The sequence below is a fragment of the Acinetobacter sp. CE-15 genome, from assembly GCF_051059255.1.
In the GTDB taxonomy this organism is placed as follows: domain Bacteria; phylum Pseudomonadota; class Gammaproteobacteria; order Pseudomonadales; family Moraxellaceae; genus Acinetobacter; species Acinetobacter guillouiae.
Window position 1 is genome coordinate 4,645,201 of record NZ_CP192737.1, and the last position, 16,034, is coordinate 4,661,234.

Here is a 16,034-nt window from a genome sequence, read left to right on the forward strand (position 1 = left end):
ACTATATTTGAATTATTGTTAAATTTTGTCTGACAGTTTTATTTTTGATACAACAAACTTAGCTTAACTTTATCCACAATTCAGCCTAAAATTTAGCACTAACCTCTTTTAATATTGACCATGTCTGCCTTATCTCCCCAAACTCCAGCACCACAATCTGCCCCCAGTGAATCCCAGCAATGGATCAGTGTGATTAGCCTTGCTTTCGCAGCATTTATTTTCAATACCACAGAATTCGTTCCTGTTGCTTTGCTGAGTGACATTGGAAAAAGCTTTGCGATGCCTGCAACTGATGTTGGCATCATGATTACTCTATATGCATGGGTTGTTGCACCCATTTCATTGCCGATCATGTTATTGACCAAAAATATTGAACGGCGCTTTTTACTGATCATCTTATTTATGGTTTTTGTGGTCAGTCATGCATTATCTTATTTTGCATGGAGTTTCGATGTACTCTTGATCAGTCGAATTGGTATCGCATTTTCTCATGCTTTATTTTGGTCAATCACTGCATCACTGGCAGTGCGAGTCGCACCCAAAGGTAAAGAATTTCAAGCTTTGGGGCTATTGGCCACAGGTACGGCATTGGCGATGGTTTTAGGTATTCCATTTGGACGAATGATTGGTGAATCTTATGGTTGGCGTAATACTTTTGCTTTGATTGCAATTGGTGCGGCTATAGTTTGCGTCATCTTAGCCAAAACATTACCACGCTTACCAAGCGTCAATTCAGGTTCTCTGAGTAGTTTAAAGGTATTTTTAAAACGCCCAAGCCTGATGATTGTTTTTGCTCTGACCATTATTGTGATTACCGCACAATTTACCGCATACAGTTATATCGAACCTTTTGCTCTGAATGTTGCGCATTTTAGCTCGACACAGACCACAACCTTATTATTAATCTATGGCGCAGCGGGTTTCTTTGGCTCTTATTTATTTGGTAAATTTGCCAAAAAATATCCCAAACTTCCGATACCGTTAAGTAGTGCGATATTGGCTGTTTCGATGTTATTGTTGACTTCACTGAGTACTGATTTTACCAGTTTTAGTCTACTGAGTTTATTTTGGGGCATGGCGATTATTTGCTTTAGCTTAGCTCAACAAGCCAAAACATTGGCTTTAGCTTCTGATGCCACTGATGTCGCGATGGCGATTTATTCAGGACTTTACAATGTGGGTATTGGTGGCGGCGCTTTGCTTGGTGGCATAGTGACTACCAATTATGGGCTCAACCATATTGGCATCGTTGGCGGTATAATCGCTGTTCTTGGGACCCTGTTAGCTTTAGTGCTTGTACAACGTAAAGATTTTATTCAAAAAATATAAATATCTTTTTACAAGTTTTAAAGTGACATGCTGAGTTAAAAACTTTAATTTGATAAAAGTTAACTTGGCTTTAAGGTCAAAAAAGACATCGTGCGAACAGTCAAGGTGTATGTAGGTATCAAGGAGCAATTCGATGGCATTGACCGCCTCACCCAAGGAAAAACCGAACACTTCAGAAAAGCCTAGAGTCTTGACCCAATCTGAGATCACAGCATTACGGCAAGACATGAAGCAGTCAATTGCGTGGGCACAAGCTGAACTGCGCCGTCGACACAAGTATCCCAATTAACCCAGTGCGGACGTAAAGTCCCATATAGGCAATAACTGCAATGCAACCAATCATTTTATTTAAATTATTAACCACCACACTGCATCGGCAGTGTGGACGTATACATTTAAAATAAAATGTAGAAACCAACCCTGCCAATGAGCGGGGTTATTTTTTGCTCCGTGATTTGGTCAATATTTACGGAGAAACTCATGTCTGAGTATCACAATAAGCAAGCCTTACTCGTTATTGATCTACAAAATGGTCTATTTCATGCACAGCATCCACCATTTCAAGCTGATCAATTGTTGAAAAACATCAATCAGCTCATTGAATATGCGCGTGTTAAACACATTCCGATTTTTGCGATACGTCATGTTGGTGTAGCAGGCACAGGACTCGCACCAAATAGTCCAATGACTCAACTGATCGCTGAATTAAATATTGATCCCAATACAGATTACCTCTTAGAAAAAACACGGCCAAATTGCTTTTTCCAAACAGATTTAGCACAACAATTAGGGTCTTTAAATGTTGAAGAAGTGATCATCTGTGGTTTAAAAACTGAATTTTGTATCGATAGCACAAGCCGTGCGGCAAAAGACTTAAATTATAAAGTGACATTAATTTCAGATGCGCACAGCACAGTAGATTCAAAGGTTCTCAATGCTGACCGTATTATTCAGCATCATAATTCAACGCTCAATCAAGCTTTTGTTGCGCTAAAAACCAGCGCTGAATTTTGTACATAAAACAAGCCACATAAAAATACATTCAAAATTTGCACATTTTAAATAAATATGCGATTCTGACTAGATATTAAGAAATGAAAAATTTCTTACACAGTATATTGAACAAGGGGAGTAGCCTCCTTTATCAGAATATCGTCATTACGCTTTGAAAAAAGCCGGTATCTGAGCATTTGAGATTGATGTACATAACTCAAATGTAGGCAAGACCTTGATCATGTTGACACAGATGTTTAATCATCTGGCAACAGGTCAAGGTTTTTTTATGCCTGATTGCCAGATTCGGAGAGTTTTATGGAAACTATTGGCAATCCATGGCTGTATCTAGCGTTCTTCGCTATTGTTATTGTCATGCTACTGATCGACTTTTTAGGCTTTAAACAAAAAGAAGGGCAAGAAGTCAAAATTAAAACTGCTGCCTACTGGAGCATTGCATGGGTCAGTGTTGCAGCGTTATTTGGTGGTGGTTTATGGCTGTATTTACAACAAACCGCGGGTGTTTCTATTGCCAATAGCAAAGTCATGGAATACTTTGCAGGTTATCTACTTGAAAAATCATTAGCGATCGACAATGTCTTTGTCTGGTTGATGATCTTTGCTGCATTTGCGATTCCACAAGGCTTACAACGTAAAATTCTGCTCTATGGTGTATTAGGTGCAATTATTTTACGTACTATCTTTATTTTTATTGGCGCATGGTTCGTTCAAGAATTCTCTTGGGTACTTTATCTCTTTGGTGCTTTCTTGGTTTATACAGGCTATAAATTCCTTAAAGGACAGGATGAAGAAGAAACCAATATCGAAGATATGGCTATTCTCAAGTGGTTGCGTAAACACATGCGAATCACCCCAAAATTAGAAGGTGCTCAATTCTTTGTTCGTCAAAATGGTGTGTTGTGGGCAACCCCGTTATTCCTTGTCTTAATTTTAGTTGAAGCTTCAGATGTAATTTTCGCGGTCGATTCTATTCCAGCGATTTTTGCGGTGACCAGTGATCCATTTATTGTATTAACTGCGAATTTAATGGCGATCTTAGGTCTACGTGCAATGTTCTTCTTATTGTCGGGTGCCGCGTCTAAAATGCATTACTTGCCTTATGGCCTAGGCATCATCTTAGTCTTCATTGGCTTTAAAATGTTAATGCTGGATGTCTTCCATATGCCGATTTGGATTTCGTTAGGTTTTATTGTGATTGTCTTAGCAATTACCGCTTGGCTCTCTATTCGCCATAGCAAAAAGCACCATGAAACAACCTTATAAACACTAGATCAAGCCTTCCAATTGGAAGGCTTTTTTATGATCAACAATAATACTCAACGATTTAAATTGTATGGTCAGTATTGAAATGAAATCTTTATCCATCAGCCTAGTCATCTGTTGTAATAGCCATCTGTTGTCTTGGAGTATGATCTTCACTATGGTTTGATTGATTTAAATCCTGATCCTCTAATCATCCACAACAAGCAGCTTTTCCCATCTGGTCAAAAACTGTTTAGCCTGAATCCGTGCTAAAAAAACTGGATAACTGACCAAACGTTTATTCCATCTCAATTTTAATTCAAACAAATCATTTAGCCCAAACGGCGCAATGATTTCGATATCATCATTTTCAAGTAAACGTACTGCAATTGCAGCTGCCGTTTCGACCCATACGGATAAATCATCGAATAAGGATTGGTATTGAGAGATAGAGCGTCCATCATCTGTTTTATACCACAAATGCACATAGGCTTGATTGACCACATCCCATTTATTATTGGGAAATTTTTGCTTTAACAATTCAGCCAAACGTTGCTCTTTAAGGCCTTGTTGATCATTTAAATCATAGAAAATCACATCGATTTCAATCTGATCAAATCCATAATCCTGATGATGTAAAATAGACCAAACCAAGTTACGAATTACACCTGCACTCAAATATGCATGTGTATGAATATCTCGCAAATACTGTAACCGGAGCATCAATTCAGGACATGAATAGATAAGCTGTTTTAACTGTCGGGTATGATCCATTGTTGTCTTATTTCACCATTTTCCAAGACTGTAGTGATTGTTGCTATCAAGATAAACTTACAATATAGAATATGCCTTTAGCCGCTAATTTTAGTTATATTTCGATAAAAACGTCACTGTGCTAAAACAATAAAAAATAACGTTATTCAATTTTTTAGAATGCTTTCACGCAAAACTGCATACAGCACCTGATACAAATTTCAGGTACAATCAATCGAAAAAAGGATAAATTGCAGGTTCTACATGTCTTGTGTTGTACAGAAAACAGCGGTTCGTGGGCGTTTTCTTGATATTAAAAATACCGTTTCTCAAGCAGCTCAAATATTAGATCAAGTTCGTTATATCGAAGATGGTTTACTGATCACAGAGCAAGGCAAAATCACATGGTTTGGCCCTTGGGAAGATGCACAGTCTCACCTGACAGATGATATTCAAATTGATCACTACCCAGAACAACTGATTGTGCCTGGTTTTATTGACACCCATATTCATTTTCCGCAAACAGAAATGGTGGGTGCATATGGTGAACAACTTTTAGAGTGGTTAAATACCTATACTTTTCCAACTGAAATTCAGTTTGCAGATAAAAACTATGCCGACAAAATCGCACAGTTTTTTGTCCAAGAATTACTTAAAAATGGCACCACGACAGCACTGGTTTTTTGTACGGTACACCCCCAATCAGTCGATGCCTTATTTGAAGCGGCAGAACAGCATCAGATGCGTTTAATCGCAGGTAAAGTCATGATGGATCGTCATGCACCTGAAGCACTCACAGATACTGCTGAAAGCGCATATATTGACTCTAAAGCACTGATTGAAAAATGGCATGATAAAGGTCGTAACCTATATGCCATTACTCCGCGTTTTGCACCAACCTCTACACCTGAGCAATTGGCAAAAGCAGGGCAGTTAAAAGCAGAGTATCCAACGGTATATGTGCATACCCATCTTAGTGAAAATAAAAATGAAATTGCATGGGTCAAAGACTTATTCCCAGAGCAGAAAGGTTATCTGGATGTCTATCACCACTATGGTTTAACAGGAGAGCGTTCTGTTTTCGCACATTGTGTTCATTTAGAGGAGCATGAGTGGGATTGCATGCATGCAACTGATTCAGCAATTGCATTTTGCCCGACATCAAACTTATTTTTGGGAAGTGGTTTATTCCCATTAAAAAAATCCTGGGAAAAACAGGTCAAAGTCGGCTTAGGAACTGATATTGGTGCAGGAACAGCCTTTTGCCAATTACAAACCCTCAATGAAGCCTACAAAGTGCAACAACTCCAAGGTGATAAACTTTCGGCGATGGAAGCGCTTTACCATGCAACGCTTGGTGGAGCGAAAGCGTTACATTTGGATGCGCAATTGGGCAATTTCAATATCGGTAAAGAAGCCGATTTTGTTGTGCTAGATTTAAAAGCAACGGCGCTACAACAACTGCGTCAGGAACGTGCTAAAAACATAGACGATGCATTATTTGCCTTATTTACCATGGGAGATGATCGCAATATTCAAGCCACCTATATTTATGGACAAAAAGCCTATGAGCAAAACCAAACAAAAACCGCGTAAATCAAAGAAAAAACTGATTTTGATTGGTACAGTTTTTGTGATTTGTGCATTCGTTTTAAAACGTGATGCACATTGATCATTTCGGCTTAAATTAGGGCATTTACATTTTCAAATGTCAAAAAAGATGCATCTTGATCTGATATGTTTTAAAATTATGTCATCTTTTAGGGTGTTGCTAGTCAACACCTTTTTTAATTTTAGAATTTGATGTTTAGGTTTTTAGGTATTTCCCATGACTATTGAAATGAAAGTGATGATTTCTGCTGAAGAAATTCATGCAAAAGTTCAGGAACTTGGTAAAAAAATTGATGCACATTATGCCAATAGCAATAAAGAGCTTGTCTTAATTGGTTTATTGCGTGGTTCAGTGATTTTTATGGCTGATTTATGTCGTGCAATCAGCAAGACTCACGAACTCGATTTTATGACCGTTTCAAGCTATGGTGGCAGTACAACATCTTCTCGTGATGTCAGAATCCTCAAAGATTTAGACGGCGAAATTCGCGGTAAAGATATCTTAGTCGTGGAAGATATTATTGACTCTGGCAATACCTTAAGCAAAGTATTGGAAATTTTAAGCACACGTCATCCCAACTCGATCGAGCTGTGTACTTTAGTCAGCAAACCGTCTCGCCGTGAAATTGATTTAGATGTGAAATTTCTGGGCTTTGAAGTTGAAGATAAATTCATTGTGGGCTATGGCTTAGACTACGATCAAAAATACCGTCATATTCCGTTTATCGGGGAAATTGGTCTTTAATTGAGACCTCACCACATCATTTTAACTAAAATGAGTTAAGCGACTTCGGTCGCTTTTTTTATTTTTTTAGCTTTCATAGTGAACAAAAATGCAACAACTTGTAGCAAATAAGCGCTTTTACTTCACTAGAGAATATTTGATTATTAAACTAATTCGATGCAGTAACTCACGACAAAATAAAGAAAAAGGAGAAAGATTATGATGTCACTGATTAGTGCAATTGTGATTGGTTTTATTGCTGGTTTAATTGCACGTGCAATTCACCCAGGTGATGACAAAGCTGGCTTCATTGTAACAACAGCACTCGGTATTGTAGGTTCATTGGTTGCAACCTATGGAGGTCAATTACTCGGCCTATATCCAAAAGGTGCATCAGCTGGATTTATTGCCTCAGTCATTGGTGCAATAGTGGTACTCTTTATCTATAACATGATTGCCAAACGTACTTAAATTTTCTCCTCAATATAAAAGCACCCTCGATGGGTGCTTTTTTACGCTGTCAGCATTCTAAGTGCTGTTTATAATCCAAAATTTTTCCATATTTTCTCAATTTCTTCGGCAGGGTAGGCACCCATGACCTTATAACCATTTGAGAAAATAATTGCAGGTGTTCCATGCAAACCTAATTTTTTACCCAATTCTAAATTACGTTCGATTGGCGTTGCACAATTTGCTGGTGCAGTTGGTTTGATCCCATTTTGAATTAAATTTTTCCATGCATATTCTTTATTTGCAGAACACCATACTTGCTTAGATGGCAAAATCGATTGTGCTTTGATGGAATAGATAAATGTATAAATTGTCACATCATTGAGCTTGGCTAAATTCCCTTCAAGCGTCTTGCAATATGGGCAATTTGGGTCAGAAAAGATTGCAAGCTGACGCTTACCATTCCCCCTGACTGTTTTTACCGCATCATTCAAAGGTAATGCTTTAAAATCTATCGTATTTTCTTTAACTGCTAAATCTTTGGTTAAATTATGCTGATCTTTCAAACGAATCATTGAACCAATAAATAAATGCTGGGCATCCTCATTGAGATAAACAATTTGATTATCCAAGGTCCCACTATATAAACCCTGCATTTCTGTTGTTTGCAGATTATTAATTTTTACATTGGGGTACTGCTGCACTAATTTTGCTTTCACAGTCTCAACACTGGCAAAACCAGCTGTACAAAAAGCCAGACTTAAGCTCAATGCGATAAATTGCTTTAACATAAATCGATAAAATCAAAATAAATATTGAGATGCATTAAAGCATAATTCATCAACTGACTTGTTTAAAAACTGTGATTGATCCTTATCTCTGTTTGCAATGGTTCTCTACCAATCACAGCACATTGAACTGTTAAAAAAGCTGTACTTTATTCTTGCTCAGGTTTCACGTGAAACCCAACTAAACATCGCCGTTTTGTTGATTTCAACAGAAATATGCACCAATTGTTTATGAATAGATAAAGCGTGGCGTATCTGATCTGCATTTAAATTTTTATCATTGGATTCAAGCGCCAAAATCACTGAAAATTTGCCTTTAGCCACTTTCCACACATGAATATCGGTTATTTGGGCTTCAACATTTAGATGCTCAATCACTTCACGTACGTCTTCAACTATAGGATGATCCATTTCCGCATCTAACAATGTTTGCGCCGTTTCTTTGATTAAACCATATGACCAACGCCCGACTAAAATGGCCCCAACAATCCCCAATACAGCATCTAAAAAATCCCACCCCAAATACTTTGCAGCAAAAAGAGCAATAATCGCCAAGACAGAGGTCAGTGCATCTGCAACCACATGTAAAAACGCAGCTTTTTGATTTAAATCATGTCCATGATGGTCATTATGCGTATGTGAATGATGGTGATGGTCAGCATGATCGTGTAATAACCATGCACAAACCAAATTGACCAATAAGCCTAAAATAGCAATCAAAATCGCTTCATTATAATGAATCTGTACAGGATGGAATAAACGCACTAGCGACTGGAAGGCCATAAATAAGGCCACCACCATCAATAGAATTGCACTGCTATAGCCAGCAAGAATTTCAATTTTCCATGTGCCAAAACTAAAACGAGAATCCTGCGCATAATAACGAGCAGCTCGATAAGCAGCATAAGCCAAACCTAATGCCAGCATATGCGAACTCATATGCCAACCATCTGCGAGTAAGGCCATGGAATTAAAAATCCAGCCTCCCGCAATCTCAAAAATCATCATCAATCCAGTCAAAATGGTCGCCCATAAGATTTTCTTTTGTGCTAAAGGATTACCTTGATCAAATTGATGGCTATGCTTTCGCTGAATGGTTTTGAATTGCATGAGGCATGATCCTATATACTCTCCCTGAGTATATAATTTCAATTTAAAATATACTATAAGGGAGTATATAAAATAGCGGATTAATTTATGAGTCATTTACATCAAGATAAAAAAGTCCTCAATCGTGTGAAACGACTAAAAGGACAAATTCATGCGATTGAAGAAGCTTTGAATGATCAAAGCAGCTCATGTATCAGCGTTTTACAGCAAGTTGCGGCAATTAAAGGTGCCGTGAATGGTTTAATGAATGAATTGATTGAGCAGCATTTAACTGAGCATGTGATTAAAGACACTCAAGCCGTAGATGAAGCTGAATTACAAGAATTTTTAAAGCTGCTAAAACGCTATTCATAACTCAATTCACAGTCATCTATGCTTGAATGTTCAAGTTTCCATTGACCCTTTACTGATTAAGTTTTAATCTTTCCATACTCAATTCCTTCCATGCCGAACTTTGTATTGAACAGGTTTGGCATTTTTATCTGCAAAACATTTGCATTTGAAGTCCTATATTTATGAATCAACAATCATGGCGTTCATTTTTAATGATCAGCCTAGCCTTATGTATTGGTACGATTGGTACAGCGCTTGCTAGCCCCTTATATCCAATTTATCAACAACTTTGGCAATTACTCCCAAGCCAGATCACCTATATTTTCGTGGCCTATATGTTTGGTTGCTTAACCACATTATTATTTTTAGGACGTAGCAGTAATAGTTTTGGTTTTATTCGTACCTTACAAATCGGGCTATTGTTTGCTGTGGTTGGCTTAACACTGTCGGTGTTTGCATCAACCACCTATTTGCTTGGATTTGGGCGCTTTATCATTGGTATTGCCTCTGGATTGATCAGCACCTCCGCAATGTTAGGTTTAATTTATACCATTCCTGACTCACATAAACAGAATGCCGCACAGTTAAGTTCAATTATTACCGTCATTGGTTTTGGACTGGGCCCGTTTATTGGTGGTGCAATCGCACAATTTTCTGATCGTCCACTTATCACACCTTATTTACCCGTAATTGTTGCAGCAATCATCAGTTTGCTGAGTTTATTTACGATTAAAACCATGAGATTTGAAAGGCAGCCATTTTCTATTGCACCCCACTTACAACTGCCAGAAACTCAATTTAAAAAACTGTTTTATATCGCCAGCTTTACCGCATTCTGTGCTTTTGGCTCATTTAGTTTATTTGCCTCATTGGCACCCTCCTTTATTCGAGATGTGATTCCTTGGCATGGACCATTGGTCAGTGGTGCGACCATTGCCAGTATCTTAATGGTTTCTGCGATCGTCCAATTTATCGCAAAGTCATTTGATATGCATAAAGCATTGAATACTGGCTTAGTCTTATTGATTTCCAGCTATATTATTTTATCGATCTGTATGACCATGCATTGGAGTTTCTTATTCTTTTTGAGTGTGGTTTTGGTTGGAATGGGGCATGGTTTAACGTTACTGAGTGCTTTTGCATTGATTCACCACATGACCAATGTTGAAAATCGGGCAGCTGTGGTTTCCACTTATTTGTTTATTGCTTATTTTGGCACCATTGTGCCGATCATTAGCGCAGGCTTTTTATCTGATCATTTCGGTTTAATGGTTGGTGTTTTAGGCTTTTGTGCAGGAATTGGTATCTTATGTATTTATTTATTGATCAGTCATTTAAAAATTAAAGCTTGATCAAACATCTAGGCGCTGTGCGCCTAGATGTTGGTTAAAAGCAATTATTGAATAATTTCAATTTTAACCACTTCTATATCTGTGGGTTTATAACGATGGGTATCCACTTCCCCCACAACTTTAACTTTGGTACCTGGTTTTAACTTTTTTAAATCGATAAGATCGTCATCCACTTCGATCCCAATAGTGCCCGTGCTGTCTTTTAGCTCATAATGTTCATGTTTTATTTGACGAACAATTGTCCCCGTCAAGGTGACAGCTGTTTCATCATTGGCACGTATTGCTTGTCCAATGGTGATCTTGTTTTTGGCAGCTTCTTGAATAATCACATGATCATCTTTACCCGCCCAAACATTTGATGTCATCACTAAAACAGCAATCGCAAGCAATAAAGGAGTTTTTTTCATAAAAAGAAGCCTTTGTTGAATATGTAATTGATCTTACAGTAAACAATTCTAAGATTGATGTAAATTCAGCTTACAAAAGCACAACTTTTCATCAAAAAAAGCGGACTAATGTCCGCTTTTAAGCTGTTAGAGTAAAGGATTATTTTCCAATACAGAACGAGCCAAAAATTACCCCTAACAGATCATCTGCACTAAAATCGCCTGTGATCTCAGCTAAGGCATTCTGTGCTAAACGTAACGATTCAGCGACCAGTTCACCCGCATGATAGACCTCAAGTTGTTCATGTGCTTCTGCAAGATAGTGCTGAGTGCGCTTCATTGCGTCTAAATGGCGTGTACGTGCAATAAAGGTATCTTCTTCAGGATGGAAGCCAGCATGCGCTGTAATCGCATCTATAAGCGCTTGTACGCCCATTTCCTGTTTGGCCGACACACTAATATGGCGAAAACCTTGAAAATCGCTTAATTCGGGTGACTGCGCAGTTAAATCACATTTGTTACCAATCAACATCAAGCGTTTAGTTTCTAAATGATCTTCAAAATAGCGCTGAGCCAATGCTAAAGGATTTTCACCTTGGCTGAGGTCATAAACCAAAAGTAATAAATCCGCTTGCTCAATTTCTTTGATTGCTCGGCGAATGCCTTCTTTTTCGACCACATCACCTGTCTCACGTAAGCCCGCAGTATCGGTCAGTGTGATGGGTAAGCCATTTAAAGTAATTTTCTCATGCAGTACATCACGCGTCGTTCCTGCGATATCCGTAACAATGGCACGGTCATTTCCCGCCAAGGCATTCAATAACGAAGATTTACCCGCATTTGGCTTACCTGCGATCACCACTTGCAGACCTTCACGTAATAATTGCCCCTGACGCGCAGAGTGTTGTACAGCAGAGACTGAAGCCTGCACATCTTCAAGCAGATGAAGAATTTTTCCATCTGCCAAAAAGTCGATTTCCTCTTCAGGAAAATCAATCGCCGCTTCAACATGCAAACGTAAATGAATCAGTTTTTCCAACACGGTATTCACTTTATTGGAAAATGCACCTTGCAAAGAACGTACTGCAGAACGCGCAGCGGCTTGTGAAGTCGCATCAATTAAATCTGCAATCGCTTCAGCTTGAACCAAGTCCATTTTGCCATTTTCAAAGGCTCGCATGGAAAACTCGCCTGCTTTGGCGGCAATAGCACCCAGCTCGAACAATCGTGCAAGAAGTGCATTTTGAATTACAGGACCACCATGTCCCTGCAATTCCACCACATCTTCACCAGTAAACGAGTTTGGATTTGGAAAGCAAATTGCTAGGCCCTCATCCATCACCTCACCTTTTTCATCAAAAAACTGACGAAAACCAGCAAAGCGCGCTTGGGGAAGCGCTTTTTGAGTTAAAGCTTGTGCAATCGCATAAGCTTTAGGACCAGATAGACGAATCACACCTACACCACCACGTCCAGGTGGAGTCGCAATTGCTGCAATTGTGGTTTGGCTTACAGGGTTGCTCATCTAAATTACTCAAACTTTGACAATAAAAAAATCCGCCTAAGATTACCATCTTAAGCGGATTTTTTCAGCTATTGCTTAATCTATGAAGATTAAACTACTTCGCTTGCGACTTTGGCTTTAGCAACATTTTTGTTGATAAACCATTGTTGCAGAATCGTGATCGAGTTGTTCACAATCCAGTATAAAACCAAGCCAGAAGGGAAGAACAGCATAAATACTGTAAACATGATCGGCATGATTTTGAAGACTTTAGCTTGCATTGGATCAGTAGGTTGTGGGTTCAACATTTGTTGAACAAACATCGTTACACCCATGATCAACGGCAAAATAAACCAAGGATCCATCGCAGATAAATCTTGAATCCAAAGCATCCATGGTGCATGACGAAGCTCTACAGATTCCATCAATACCCAATACAATGCTAAGAAGATTGGCATTTGCAACAGCAATGGTAAACAACCTGCAAGTGGATTGACTTGCTCACGTTTGTAAAGCGCCATCATTTCTTGTGAGAAACGCATGCGGTCTTCACCAAACTCTTCTTTCATGCGTTGCATTTCAGGTGCAATCACACGCATTTTCGCCATAGAACGATAGCTCTTAGACGACAATGGCCAAAGAATAAGCTTAACCAATACAGTCAACAAGATAATTGACCAGCCCCAGTTACCCACAAGATTATGGAAGAACTGTAAGCCAGCAAATAATAATTTTGCAATTGGCCATAACCAACCATAGTCTACAGTTTGGTTTAAACCAACAGCCAAGTCTTTTAATTCAGATTGAATTTTTGGACCTGAGTAGAACGTTGCATCAATGCTCATTGCTTTTCCAGCTGGAACATTGATGGTTGGAGAAGTAAATCCGATGATATTCATACCATCTGCAGATTTACGAGATTCCAATTTTGCTGTGTATTCTTGACCGCCAAAATGACCAGGCATCCAAGCACTTACAAAATAATGCTGAACAATCGCAACCCATCCACCTTTTGCTTCAGTGTTGAGTTTTTCATCGGTAAAGTTTGCAAATTTTAGCTTGTTATAATGCTCATCAGGTGTACCCCAAGCGCCACCCAAATATGTTCCAAGTGTAAAAATCCCTTGAGAGGTTTTTCCTGGATCATCTGAGTTATCACGCTTAATTTGACCAAACATTTGTCCTTGCCAATTTTGCGCACTACGGTTGACAACCTGATAGCTTACATCGATTGGATATTGACCTTGTTTAAAGGTAAATGTTTTGATGATTTCAACGCCATCTGCTGTTTTAAATACCATTGGTACAGCTAAAACTTGCGATGTCTTGCCATCTTTGTCTTTGGCTGCTTTGGCATCTGCAATAGTATAAGCAGTTTTTTCAAACGCATAGTTTGGACGATCTGGCTTACTGTCCGGACCATTCAATCCAATTAACCCAGATTGCGCAACATAGGTACGTTTTGCATCACTTTCAAGCATAACAAAAGGCTGATCACTGTCTTTGCTCTTGTCATGATTCAGTAATTCAATACGAACAATATCACCACCTTTAGGACTAATCCAAAGATGATAAAGGTCAGTTTGTACTGAAATCAATTGTTGATTTGCTGTGGCTGGTGCAGCTGTATTCTGTTGTGCAGCAGCTATATTTGCTTGTGGAACATCGCTAGTGGCCGCAGTTGCTTGACCTTTTGGCAGATCGGCAGACACATCATGCGCTACAACAGCCTGCGGTGTCGCAGCCTTTGATGTATTGTCATGACCATAGTCTTTTTGCCAAGCCAAAATGAGCAAATATGCGGTGACTAACATGGCCCCAAGGATTGCAAACCTGGCCCATTGTTGCATATCTATTACCCCAAGTGGTTAGAGTGATTTTGGTTCAATAAACGTTCACGCAAGGGTACAGGAACATGAAGCGTTTGAGAATCTATTTGCTGAAATGAAATAAAACGAATTGTTTTTTTTGGCACAGGATCATAACCATACCCACCCCAAGGATGACAACGACACACGCGTTTGGTCGCTAACCAGCTACCTTTTAATGCGCCGTGCGTATGGATCGCTTCTAACGAATATTGAGAACAAGTCGGAATATAACGACAACGAGGTCCAATGAGAGGACTAATCGCAATTTGATAGAAACGAATCAACCAATGCAATAAACGAATCATTGGTATCCTCTATTTTTGAGGGGAAGATTGAGCTATTTTATGGTGCTTTTTAACAATGCGCTGCAATTTCAACCAAGCAAATTGTAATTGCTGAAAAAGCTCAGCATTTGGAACTGCTTCTATACCAACTTTAGGCATCACCACAATATCCAATAAATCTATATTTTGCTGGTTTAAGCGAAAACTTTCACGCGTTAAACGTTTTATTCGATTTCTTTCATGCGCACGGCGCACTTTCTTCTTTGCAACAACAATACCCAAACGGCTTTTAGGCTGTTCGGTGACTTTTGCTAAGAATATAAAATGGGGTTGATGCACTTTAAAAAGCGCACCATCAAATACATCTTTGTAATCAGCAGCGCAGTGGATTCTCACCTCTGGACTGAAACTATAAAGAGACATAACACCCAAGTCGTCTATCAACTGTCTAAAAAATTAAACAGTTAAACTATGACGGCCTTTTGCACGACGGCGAGCTAATACTTGACGACCAGCCTTAGTAGCCATACGAGCACGGAAACCATGAACACGCTTGCGCTTTAATTCAGATGGTTGGAATGTACGTTTCATATCGAAACTCCAAAATTGATCTTTTCTAAAGGTTCGCGATTGTATTGTGCATTCTTTATTCTGTCAATAAATATACACATTTCTTTTATATAGACGCTTTATTTTTACCCAGACAACAACTTTATATAGATTAAATTGAATAAATTATTAAAAATATATATTCACAGCATAACTTATTCTTTTATAATGCAAATAAGAGTTACACACAGATATATCCTCAAAGTTATCCATAGGCTGATTCACAATTTAAATTTAATTTCTCAATTTTAAATTTAAAAATCGTGTTGTTTTGAATTTAAATTCATAACTTAAGCTTTATCCACAGAAATCCTGATCCTTATAAATAAATTCAAATTTAAAATTTATATTTATTATTATTAGGGAGCATTTTTTCTGTGGAAAACCGCTTTTTTAAGATAAATAATAATAACTTACCCTGTGAGTATCCATGTTTCTATTAATTTGATGGATTGTGGATAACTTTCTGTGATAATTTATCCACAGCTTGTGGAAAACCTTATCCACAACTGCTTTGAATTTGAATTTATTTACAGAAGGTTGCTTTTTTGAGCGAATTAGATTGAATTAACCATGACAGATGTGGATAACTTGGTTAGAATGGCGACCCCTTCACCTACAGGGTAGGGGTAAATAGTCTTTTTTGAATTTAAAATTGAATGAAGGGGTTTCAC

At 38.4% G+C, this 16,034-nt stretch carries 18 protein-coding genes; 9 read left to right on the forward strand and 9 right to left on the reverse strand.

Annotated elements, in window-relative coordinates; all coding sequences use genetic code 11:
* Positions 1-120: 120 nt before the first annotated feature.
* The 4 genes from ACQ7EO_RS21435 (at position 121) to ACQ7EO_RS21450 (ending at position 3,606) form a co-directional block, all read left to right on the forward strand.
* Positions 121-1,329: a sugar transporter gene (locus ACQ7EO_RS21435; protein ID WP_434278648.1), complete on the forward strand. Its 1,209-nt coding sequence runs from the start codon at positions 121-123 to the stop codon at positions 1,327-1,329.
* 133 nt (positions 1,330-1,462) lie between these two features.
* Complete coding sequence (locus ACQ7EO_RS21440) at positions 1,463-1,618, forward strand: hypothetical protein (RefSeq protein ID WP_244014520.1); 156 nt, start codon at positions 1,463-1,465, stop codon at positions 1,616-1,618.
* A 191-nt stretch (positions 1,619-1,809) separates the two neighbouring features.
* Positions 1,810-2,349 carry a cysteine hydrolase family protein gene (locus ACQ7EO_RS21445; RefSeq protein WP_270386136.1) on the forward strand — a complete coding sequence of 180 codons (540 nt, stop codon included), beginning with the start codon at positions 1,810-1,812 and terminating at the stop codon, positions 2,347-2,349.
* 291 nt (positions 2,350-2,640) lie between these two features.
* The gene (locus ACQ7EO_RS21450; protein WP_004718969.1) at positions 2,641-3,606 is read left to right on the forward strand and encodes a TerC family protein; all 966 of its coding nucleotides are present in this window, start codon (positions 2,641-2,643) and stop codon (positions 3,604-3,606) included.
* Between the two features lie 186 nt (positions 3,607-3,792).
* On the opposite strand, the gene ACQ7EO_RS21455 is transcribed toward ACQ7EO_RS21450, so the two are convergent.
* On the reverse strand, positions 3,793-4,359 hold the full coding sequence (locus ACQ7EO_RS21455) for a nucleotidyltransferase family protein (protein ID WP_434278649.1): 567 nt from the start codon (positions 4,357-4,359) through the stop codon (positions 3,793-3,795).
* 243 nt (positions 4,360-4,602) lie between these two features.
* Between ACQ7EO_RS21455 and guaD the strand changes: the two genes are divergently transcribed.
* The 3 genes from guaD to ACQ7EO_RS21470 all read left to right on the forward strand — a co-directional run bounded on the left by guaD (position 4,603) and on the right by ACQ7EO_RS21470 (position 7,144).
* Positions 4,603-5,934 (forward strand): guanine deaminase, encoded by a 1,332-nt coding sequence (gene guaD / locus ACQ7EO_RS21460; protein WP_270386134.1) that lies wholly within the window; start codon positions 4,603-4,605, stop codon positions 5,932-5,934.
* 232 nt (positions 5,935-6,166) lie between these two features.
* Positions 6,167-6,694, forward strand: coding sequence for a hypoxanthine phosphoribosyltransferase (gene hpt / locus ACQ7EO_RS21465; protein WP_434278650.1), 528 nt, complete (start codon positions 6,167-6,169; stop codon positions 6,692-6,694).
* A gap of 198 nt (positions 6,695-6,892) precedes the next feature.
* Positions 6,893-7,144 (forward strand): GlsB/YeaQ/YmgE family stress response membrane protein, encoded by a 252-nt coding sequence (locus tag ACQ7EO_RS21470; RefSeq protein ID WP_004718955.1) that lies wholly within the window; start codon positions 6,893-6,895, stop codon positions 7,142-7,144.
* Positions 7,145-7,212: 68 nt separating this feature from the next.
* On the opposite strand, the gene ACQ7EO_RS21475 is transcribed toward ACQ7EO_RS21470, so the two are convergent.
* Together ACQ7EO_RS21475 and dmeF are read right to left on the reverse strand one after the other, a co-directional pair.
* Complete coding sequence (locus tag ACQ7EO_RS21475) at positions 7,213-7,914, reverse strand: DsbC family protein (protein ID WP_315078581.1); 702 nt, start codon at positions 7,912-7,914, stop codon at positions 7,213-7,215.
* 156 nt (positions 7,915-8,070) lie between these two features.
* Positions 8,071-9,021, reverse strand: a complete 951-nt coding sequence (gene dmeF, locus ACQ7EO_RS21480; RefSeq protein ID WP_434278651.1) for a CDF family Co(II)/Ni(II) efflux transporter DmeF — start codon at positions 9,019-9,021, stop codon at positions 8,071-8,073.
* A gap of 87 nt (positions 9,022-9,108) precedes the next feature.
* Between dmeF and ACQ7EO_RS21485 the strand changes: the two genes are divergently transcribed.
* Together ACQ7EO_RS21485 and ACQ7EO_RS21490 are read left to right on the forward strand one after the other, a co-directional pair.
* Positions 9,109-9,375 carry a metal/formaldehyde-sensitive transcriptional repressor gene (locus ACQ7EO_RS21485; RefSeq protein WP_004818177.1) on the forward strand — a complete coding sequence of 89 codons (267 nt, stop codon included), beginning with the start codon at positions 9,109-9,111 and terminating at the stop codon, positions 9,373-9,375.
* A 161-nt stretch (positions 9,376-9,536) separates the two neighbouring features.
* Positions 9,537-10,706 carry an MFS transporter gene (locus ACQ7EO_RS21490; RefSeq protein ID WP_434278652.1) on the forward strand — a complete coding sequence of 390 codons (1,170 nt, stop codon included), beginning with the start codon at positions 9,537-9,539 and terminating at the stop codon, positions 10,704-10,706.
* Positions 10,707-10,750: 44 nt separating this feature from the next.
* Here ACQ7EO_RS21490 and ACQ7EO_RS21495 read toward each other — a convergent pair whose 3' ends face one another.
* The 6 genes from ACQ7EO_RS21495 to rpmH all read right to left on the reverse strand — a co-directional run bounded on the left by ACQ7EO_RS21495 (position 10,751) and on the right by rpmH (position 15,342).
* Entirely contained in the window at positions 10,751-11,113 is a 363-nt protein-coding gene (locus ACQ7EO_RS21495; protein ID WP_004818181.1) for a NirD/YgiW/YdeI family stress tolerance protein, read from the reverse strand.
* Positions 11,114-11,252: 139 nt separating this feature from the next.
* Positions 11,253-12,617 carry a tRNA uridine-5-carboxymethylaminomethyl(34) synthesis GTPase MnmE gene (mnmE, locus tag ACQ7EO_RS21500; protein WP_034613331.1) on the reverse strand — a complete coding sequence of 455 codons (1,365 nt, stop codon included), beginning with the start codon at positions 12,615-12,617 and terminating at the stop codon, positions 11,253-11,255.
* A gap of 89 nt (positions 12,618-12,706) precedes the next feature.
* Complete coding sequence (gene yidC, locus ACQ7EO_RS21505; RefSeq protein ID WP_004718941.1) at positions 12,707-14,446, reverse strand: membrane protein insertase YidC; 1,740 nt, start codon at positions 14,444-14,446, stop codon at positions 12,707-12,709.
* A gap of 5 nt (positions 14,447-14,451) precedes the next feature.
* Positions 14,452-14,772, reverse strand: coding sequence for a membrane protein insertion efficiency factor YidD (yidD, locus tag ACQ7EO_RS21510; RefSeq protein WP_004718939.1), 321 nt, complete (start codon positions 14,770-14,772; stop codon positions 14,452-14,454).
* A gap of 9 nt (positions 14,773-14,781) precedes the next feature.
* Positions 14,782-15,174 (reverse strand): ribonuclease P protein component, encoded by a 393-nt coding sequence (rnpA, locus tag ACQ7EO_RS21515; protein WP_004718937.1) that lies wholly within the window; start codon positions 15,172-15,174, stop codon positions 14,782-14,784.
* A 33-nt stretch (positions 15,175-15,207) separates the two neighbouring features.
* A complete protein-coding gene (gene rpmH, locus ACQ7EO_RS21520; protein ID WP_000831329.1) occupies positions 15,208-15,342 on the reverse strand; it encodes a 50S ribosomal protein L34 in 135 nt (44 codons plus the stop codon).
* Positions 15,343-16,034: the final 692 nt, after the last annotated feature.

What these genes read in the sequence shown, in the direction of transcription:
- ACQ7EO_RS21435 (WP_434278648.1), top strand. Translation starts at nt 121, where the DNA reads ATGTCTGCCTTATCTCCCCAAACTCCAGCACCACAATCTGCCCCCAGT.
- ACQ7EO_RS21440 (WP_244014520.1), top strand. Translation starts at nt 1,463, where the DNA reads ATGGCATTGACCGCCTCACCCAAGGAAAAACCGAACACTTCAGAAAAG.
- ACQ7EO_RS21445 (WP_270386136.1), top strand. Translation starts at nt 1,810, where the DNA reads ATGTCTGAGTATCACAATAAGCAAGCCTTACTCGTTATTGATCTACAA.
- ACQ7EO_RS21450 (WP_004718969.1), top strand. Translation starts at nt 2,641, where the DNA reads ATGGAAACTATTGGCAATCCATGGCTGTATCTAGCGTTCTTCGCTATT.
- ACQ7EO_RS21455 (WP_434278649.1), bottom strand. Translation starts at nt 4,359, where the DNA reads ATGGATCATACCCGACAGTTAAAACAGCTTATCTATTCATGTCCTGAA.
- guaD (WP_270386134.1), top strand. Translation starts at nt 4,603, where the DNA reads ATGTCTTGTGTTGTACAGAAAACAGCGGTTCGTGGGCGTTTTCTTGAT.
- hpt (WP_434278650.1), top strand. Translation starts at nt 6,167, where the DNA reads ATGACTATTGAAATGAAAGTGATGATTTCTGCTGAAGAAATTCATGCA.
- ACQ7EO_RS21470 (WP_004718955.1), top strand. Translation starts at nt 6,893, where the DNA reads ATGATGTCACTGATTAGTGCAATTGTGATTGGTTTTATTGCTGGTTTA.
- ACQ7EO_RS21475 (WP_315078581.1), bottom strand. Translation starts at nt 7,914, where the DNA reads ATGTTAAAGCAATTTATCGCATTGAGCTTAAGTCTGGCTTTTTGTACA.
- dmeF (WP_434278651.1), bottom strand. Translation starts at nt 9,021, where the DNA reads ATGCAATTCAAAACCATTCAGCGAAAGCATAGCCATCAATTTGATCAA.
- ACQ7EO_RS21485 (WP_004818177.1), top strand. Translation starts at nt 9,109, where the DNA reads ATGAGTCATTTACATCAAGATAAAAAAGTCCTCAATCGTGTGAAACGA.
- ACQ7EO_RS21490 (WP_434278652.1), top strand. Translation starts at nt 9,537, where the DNA reads ATGAATCAACAATCATGGCGTTCATTTTTAATGATCAGCCTAGCCTTA.
- ACQ7EO_RS21495 (WP_004818181.1), bottom strand. Translation starts at nt 11,113, where the DNA reads ATGAAAAAAACTCCTTTATTGCTTGCGATTGCTGTTTTAGTGATGACA.
- mnmE (WP_034613331.1), bottom strand. Translation starts at nt 12,617, where the DNA reads ATGAGCAACCCTGTAAGCCAAACCACAATTGCAGCAATTGCGACTCCA.
- yidC (WP_004718941.1), bottom strand. Translation starts at nt 14,446, where the DNA reads ATGCAACAATGGGCCAGGTTTGCAATCCTTGGGGCCATGTTAGTCACC.
- yidD (WP_004718939.1), bottom strand. Translation starts at nt 14,772, where the DNA reads ATGATTCGTTTATTGCATTGGTTGATTCGTTTCTATCAAATTGCGATT.
- rnpA (WP_004718937.1), bottom strand. Translation starts at nt 15,174, where the DNA reads ATGTCTCTTTATAGTTTCAGTCCAGAGGTGAGAATCCACTGCGCTGCT.
- rpmH (WP_000831329.1), bottom strand. Translation starts at nt 15,342, where the DNA reads ATGAAACGTACATTCCAACCATCTGAATTAAAGCGCAAGCGTGTTCAT.